Source organism: Enterobacter sp. K16B, assembly GCF_020216105.1.
GTDB lineage: Bacteria > Pseudomonadota > Gammaproteobacteria > Enterobacterales > Enterobacteriaceae > Enterobacter > Enterobacter sichuanensis.
On sequence record NZ_JAIWJZ010000099.1, the window covers coordinates 21,908 to 28,743 of the forward strand.

General features: G+C 58.5%; 5 protein-coding genes. 3 read left to right on the plus strand and 2 right to left on the minus strand.

Annotation, left to right across the window (positions count from 1 at the left end):
• Window positions 1–36: 36 nt before the first annotated feature.
• On the plus strand, window positions 37–948 hold the full coding sequence (locus LDK53_RS17705) for a LysR family transcriptional regulator (protein WP_059385563.1): 912 nt from the start codon (window positions 37–39) through the stop codon (window positions 946–948).
• Between the two features lie 73 nt (window positions 949–1,021).
• On the opposite strand, the gene LDK53_RS17710 is transcribed toward LDK53_RS17705, so the two are convergent.
• Both LDK53_RS17710 and LDK53_RS17715 read right to left on the minus strand, forming a co-directional pair.
• Entirely contained in the window at window positions 1,022–2,806 is a 1,785-nt protein-coding gene (locus LDK53_RS17710) for a diguanylate cyclase (protein WP_225287710.1), read from the minus strand.
• A gap of 119 nt (window positions 2,807–2,925) precedes the next feature.
• Entirely contained in the window at window positions 2,926–4,035 is a 1,110-nt protein-coding gene (locus LDK53_RS17715; protein WP_008503245.1) for an AI-2E family transporter, read from the minus strand.
• A gap of 335 nt (window positions 4,036–4,370) precedes the next feature.
• Between LDK53_RS17715 and mmuP the strand changes: the two genes are divergently transcribed.
• Window positions 4,371–5,771 carry an S-methylmethionine permease gene (gene mmuP, locus LDK53_RS17720; protein ID WP_225287711.1) on the plus strand — a complete coding sequence of 467 codons (1,401 nt, stop codon included), beginning with the start codon at window positions 4,371–4,373 and terminating at the stop codon, window positions 5,769–5,771.
• Window positions 5,758–6,690: a homocysteine S-methyltransferase gene (gene mmuM / locus LDK53_RS17725; protein WP_045286817.1), complete on the plus strand. Its 933-nt coding sequence runs from the start codon at window positions 5,758–5,760 to the stop codon at window positions 6,688–6,690. Before mmuP ends, mmuM begins: the two co-directional genes overlap by 14 nt.
• The last annotated feature ends 146 nt before the right edge of the window (window positions 6,691–6,836 follow it).

Genomic DNA, 6,836 nt, shown 5'->3' on the forward strand with positions numbered 1-6,836 from the left:
GCCAGATTGAAAAACATTTGTTCCTGAGAGAGCAAAATGAGCCGGAAATTCGATTACCTCGGCGACGTTGAAGTCTTCATTGCTGTGGTTGAACACGGCTCCTTTACGGGCGCAGCGGTTGCCCTTTCAACCACGCCTTCGGTGCTGAGCCGGGCGGTCACTCGCCTGGAGGCGCGTCTTGGACGGCAGTTGTTACAGCGCACGACCCGCCGGGTGGGGCTGACAGAAGCCGGACGCGTCTATCTTGAGCAGGCGCGTACTGCGTTCTCTCTGCTTGATGACGCCGAACGCGTTGGCCGGGGTCAGGAGGGCGATCTGACCGGTCGCGTGAGAATGAGTGTCCCCACCACCTATGCCCACTACCGCCTGCCCCCGCTGCTGGCGCAGTATCATCAACGCTACCCACGCGTTCAGGTGGAGCTGAACATTACCAATCGCAACGTTGACCTGATCGCGGAGGGGTTCGATCTGGCGATCCGTCTGGGACAGCTGCCCGACAGTGGGCTTGTGGCGCGTAAGCTGGAAGAGGCGGCATTGCTGCTGGTCGCCTCCCCGGACTACCTGCATCGGAGAGGGAGACCTCAGACGCTGGAGGCGTTGCAACATCATCAGTGCCTGCCGTTTATCATGCCGCGCACCGGGCGTATCGCCCCCTGGGTATTTCGGGACGAAGGGCGCGATATTGACTGGTTGCCGGGATCAACCATCGAAATATCAGATGATGTACTCGGCGTGGTGTCGCTCGCGGAGCAGGGGATGGGGATCTGCCAGAGCTATGAATTTATCGTCCGCGACAGAATACAGCGCGGCCAGTTAGTTGAGGTGCTGCCACAACTCCGGGGACGATCGCGACCTTTTTCCGTGCTGTTTGCACCGCACCGACGTCAGTCGGCAGCCACCCGGGCAATGATTGATCTTCTGACCCGGCAAGAAGGCGTTGAGGGTTGATTTTGTTGTCTGGTCAGTTAACACATCGCGCGTGCCATTTCTCGCCATCCGCAGGAGCAGGCGCAAAGACCCACTAACCCGCCTCCAGCATGCCAAAGCTCACGATCCGCGACCGGCCCAGCTCTTTCGCCCGGTATAACGCCACATCCGCGGCGCGCAGCAGATTGTCGGTCTGGGCATGTTGCGGATAGCTGGCAATCCCAATCGACACGTCCACCGGCCCAATCTCGGTCAGCCCGTAGCGAAGCGACAGCTCATGCACGCCGGTGTAAATCTTCTGCGCACAGGCGTGCGCTTCTTCTTCATCGGCGCCGGAAAGCAGCACCAGAAACTCTTCGCCTCCGTAACGAAATGCCAGCCCGTTGTCATGTGTGGCCCGCTGAACAATCGACGCCACGCTTTTGATCACCTGATCGCCCGCTTCATGGCCGAACCGGTCATTAATGCTCTTGAAGTGGTCGATATCGATCATCATGCAGCTTAACGGTTCGCCGCTGCGCATCGCCTGTGCCGTTTGGGTTTGCAGGGTATCTTCCAGATGATGACGATTACGCAGGCCGGTGAGCGGGTCAAACAACGCTTTTTCCAGCAACGCGTCGCGCAGACGCTGGTTGGCCAGCGCCAGCCCAAGTGCTTCAGCCATCAGTTCCAGATAGGCGCGGTAAGGGGCATTTTCTGCAGTGATATTCTGGAAGGAAAGTAAACCAATGGCCTCGCCCTGGGCGATAAGGGGGACGCACAGCGAACTGTCCCCTTCTGACGCCGGCAGGTGATAGCAGGCAATATCCGGTTCACCGTTTACCGGCGGGTGGCTCTGCCCGCGCCGTATGGCCCAGCACTCATCCGGATGGAACGTGGCTTCTTCACCGGTCGGCGACAACCAGTGCGCGACGCAGCGCATCTGCCACGGATCGCGGTCGAGGACGTAGAGCCGGCCCGCGATCCCCGGCGCGATATTGGGGGCAAACAGCTCCGCCACGTTAATCACATCGTTAACGTTCTCACACCCCTGCAGCCGCTGGGTCATGCGCGCCAGCAGCTCGCGGATGGCCCATTCGGCATCGCGCTCTCTTTCCAGACGCTGCCGAGCAAGCCCGTTTTCACGGAAGATGCGGATGGCCTGCGCCATGTCACCTATCTCATCAATCTGGTTGAAATTGGGCGTTTCAACCGCGTAATCCTGTGACGCCAGGCGGTGCACCACGTCGCTCAACCGCACCACGGGGCGCAGCACGCGACGTTTCAGGATAAAACCAAGGACAAACAGGAACAGCAGGGCGGTCAGGCCGACCATCATTTCAGAAGCCGTACGCAGCGCTTTCGATTTTTTTGTCGCCTCCTGAACGGAGGCGATAACGCGCTTGTCGAGTATCTGGCGAAAGTGATCGATCTGGTTCTGGGCGCGCTCAAGCTCCTGCTCATAGGGTGCGCCATAAAGCAGGGCAACGGCCTGAGCGTCGTCACCCTGTTCAAGGCTGTTCAGTGCGGTTTGCTGTTCGTCCTGCAGTTCATCGACGATCTTTATTCCTTCATGCAGCAGGGCCAGTTCTTCATCCGAAGCGCCATTATCCTGCAGCTTTTCCAGCCGAAGTTCGATTCGCTTCAGGCTGTTTTCGGCCTGGTTATATTCTTTGAGAACCTGCGGATCTTTTTTGATGACGTACAGCCGGGCTAAATCAGACTGCGCCCAGATATCGGTTTCGATATCTTCCGTAAGCGTATCAAAACGCTGGCGTTGTTCAACGGCCTGACGCTCAAGCGTGTCGGCATTGGACGCCATCAGCATGATGATGCCAGAGGCGATGGTCAGGCAGACCGTGGCACCGTAGGCCCAGTTTGTTATCGTCGCGATTCGCACCAGATGATCCTTTTACAACATGAAGAGGACGGCGTTCTTCAAATTATAGAAAACGTTTGATTTAAGGCGAAAAAAAAGGCGGCACAGTGCCGCCTGGTGAGGTCTTTATCGTCACATCCTTACAAATCTGGAGGGTTTTTTCCCTCTTCAATGAAATCCGCGTCCAGCTCTTCGGCGTTGCCTTCGTGGTCGCGCCCGGAGAAGAGGTTCCAGCAGGCGATAAACAGCGCAGCAATTAGCGGCCCAATGACAAAGCCGTTAATGCCGTACAGCTCCATACCGCCGAGGGTGGAGATCAGGATCAGGTAGTCCGGCATTTTGGTGTCTTTCCCCACCAGCAGCGGGCGCAGGATGTTATCTACCAGCCCGACGACGATCACGAAGAAGCCGACAATAAACAGCCCTTGCCAGATCTGATGCGTAGCGAAGAGGAAAATGGCGGCCGGTACCCAGACAATCGCCGAGCCGATGGCCGGCACCAGCGAGAGGAACGCCATCAGCGCGCCCCAGAGTACGCTGCCGTCGATACCTGCTATCGCAAAGGCAATTCCGCCGAGTATGCCCTGCACCACGGCCACCGCTGCGGTCCCTTTTACCGTGGCGCGGGAAACGCCGACGAACTTGGCGAACAGGTGTTGCTTGGCGAAATCAGACAGCGGAAGGGAGTCGAGGATCTGGCGCACCAGATACGGGCCGTCTTTCAGCAGGAAGAACAGCAGATAGAGCATGATGCCGAAGCTAATGGCGAAGCCAAACGTGCCTTTGCCAATCAGAAACGCGCTACCGGCGAGATATTGCCCGCCCTGCAGGGCGACATCGGAGAGTTTTTTCTGGATCTGCGCGGCGTTGGTCAGGTTGTGATCCGCGAGGAAACCGCTGGCCCAGTCAGGCAGATGATTGAAAATGCTGGCCACCACCTCCGGGAATTGGGTGTTGTTCTCCTGCAGTTTGGTGTACACCACGTTCAGCTCAATGGCGAGTGAAGAGAGGATCACCATCAGCGGGATAAAGACGATCAGACAGATAATGCCGATGGTCAACAGCGAGGCCAGCCCGTTGCGATCCCCCAGCGCGGCGCGCAGCTTGTTTTTTACCGGGTTAAAGATGACGGTCAGAATGGCGGCCCACAGAATGGCAGAAAAGTAGGGCGACAGCACGTCGAAGAACGCCCATGTCACAAGGGCGAGGATGAAAATAAAGAAACCTTTGGTCAGTCCGTTAAAGCGCATCAGTCAGTCCTGGTTACTAAGAAACTGTGTCGACTATAGAACTGATTGTGAGAATTACCAACCCTTGCGCCGGGTGGCGTTGCGGTATGACGCCGCTCTTCATGGATACTACTTTCGACTGACCGAAGAACGTCTCGTCCGGCACCATGCTGTAAGTATCTGCTTGCGGAGGTGCCTATGGCCTGGCGTCCGATTCTCTATGTGATCCTCACCACCCACCCCAGACTCAGCGCGCGGCGTGCCCGTTTACGTCTGGTCATCTAGCTTTTTATTAACAATCGCGGTATAACACACCTTCTTTGGATGTTTAGATGTCCATACGTATAGAAGGTAATATGCAAACACAACAAGAAAATGGGCAGCTTAAGCGCACCATGAAAACACGTCACCTGATTATGCTCTCGCTGGGTGGCGTCATTGGGACAGGGTTATTTTTCAATACCGGATACATTATTTCGACGACCGGGGCGGCCGGTACGCTACTGGCGTACCTGATAGGCGCGCTGGTGGTCTGGCTGGTGATGCAGTGTCTGGGCGAGCTCTCCGTGGCGATGCCGGAAACCGGCGCGTTCCACGTCTATGCCGCCCGTTATCTTGGCCCGGCGACGGGTTACACCGTGGCGTGGCTCTACTGGCTCACCTGGACAGTGGCGCTCGGGTCGAGCTTTACCGCCGCCGGGTTCTGTATGCAGTACTGGTTCCCGCAGGTGCCCGTCTGGGCGTGGTGCGTGGTCTTCTGCGTGGTGATTTTTGGCCTTAACGTCATCTCCACGCGCTTCTTTGCGGAAGGTGAGTTCTGGTTCTCACTGGTGAAAGTCATCACCATTATCGCCTTTATTATCCTGGGCGGGGCGGCGGTCTTTGGCTTTATCCCGATGCAGGACGGTTCACCGGCGCCAGGCTTGAGCAACATCACCACCGAGGGCTGGTTCCCGCACGGCGGTCTGCCGATCCTGATGACCATGGTGGCGGTGAACTTTGCCTTCTCCGGGACCGAACTGATCGGTATCGCGGCGGGTGAAACGGAAAACCCGCACAAGGTGATCCCGGTGGCGATCCGTACCACCATTGCCCGGCTGATCATCTTCTTTATCGGTACTGTTTTTGTGCTGGCGGCGCTGATCCCGATGCAGCAGGCGGGCGTGGAAAAGAGTCCGTTCGTGCTGGTGTTTGAAAAGGTGGGGATTCCTTACGCGGCGGACATCTTTAACTTTGTGATTTTGACGGCGATCCTCTCGGCGGCGAACTCCGGGCTGTATGCCTCCGGGCGCATGCTGTGGTCGCTCTCTAATGAGAAAACGCTGCCGCGCTGCTTTGCCCGGGTGAACAAAAACGGCGTGCCGCTGACGGCGCTCTCCGTTTCCATGCTCGGTGGCGTGCTGGCGCTGTTCTCAAGCGTGGTGGCGCCGGACACGGTGTTCGTGGCGCTCTCGGCAATTTCGGGCTTTGCCGTGGTGGCGGTCTGGATCAGCATCTGCGCGTCGCACTTCGTTTTCCGTCGTCGTCATCTGCAGACCGGCCAGCCGCTCTCTGCGCTGCAGTACCGTGCGCCGTGGTATCCGCTGGTGCCGGTGCTCGGTTTTATCCTCTGCGTGGTGGCCTGTGTCGGCCTGTGGTTTGACCCGAGCCAGCGCATTGCCCTTTATTGCGGGATTCCGTTTGTCGCCCTGTGTTATGGTGCGTACTACCTGACCCGAAATATGACATCGCAGGAGCCTGAACATGTCGCAGAATAATCCGCTTACCGCCATCCTCGAAAAACAGCCGTTTGTGGTGCTGGATGGCGCGATGGCGACGGAGCTGGAAGCGCGGGGATGTAATCTTGCAGACAACCTCTGGTCTGCCAAAGTACTGATGGAAAACCCGGAGCTCATCCGTGAAGTCCACCTCGACTACTACCGGGCTGGCGCTCAGGTGGCCATCACCGCCAGCTATCAGGCGACGCCTGCGGGCTTTGCGGCACGCGGCCTCGATGAGGCGCAATCCCGGGCGCTGATCGGCAAAAGCGTGGCGCTGGCGCGTAAGGCGCGTGAAGCGTATCTGGCTGAAAATCCGCATGCGGGCACGCTGCTGGTCGCCGGCTCCGTGGGGCCGTACGGCGCCTATCTGGCGGATGGCTCAGAATATCGCGGCGACTATGTGCGCAGTGCTGAAGCGTTCACTGCTTTCCACCGCCCGCGCGTGGAGGCGCTGCTGGATGCCGGTGCCGATCTGCTGGCGTGTGAAACGCTGCCGTCCTTTGCGGAAATCAGGGCGCTGGCGGCACTTCTGGCCGAATATCCCCGCGCCCGGGCGTGGTTCTCGTTTACCTTACGGGACAGCGAACACCTGAGCGACGGTACGCCGCTGCGTGATGTGGTCAGCGTGCTGGCAAGCGCTCCGCAGATTGTCGCGCTGGGCATTAACTGTATCGCTCTGGAAAACACCACGGCGGCGTTGAAACACCTGCAAAGCCTGACGGCGCTGCCATTGGTGGTCTACCCGAACTCGGGCGAGCATTATGATGCGGTGACCAAAACCTGGCACCACCACGGCGAAGCGTGTGAGACGCTGGCGGGGTATCTGCCCCAGTGGCTGGACGCCGGTGCGAAGCTGATTGGCGGATGCTGTCGCACCACGCCGAAGGATATCGCTGAGCTTAACGCGAAGCGCTGAGGCCCTCACCTTAACCCTCTCCCACGGGGCTGAGGGATCCCCACAAAATAATGTCTGCACAGTCGACCCCCTCTCCCTTGAGGGAGAGGGCTGGGGTGAGGGGGGAACATACGGCTGTGGAGGTTATTCCGTTCACTTTATGTTCC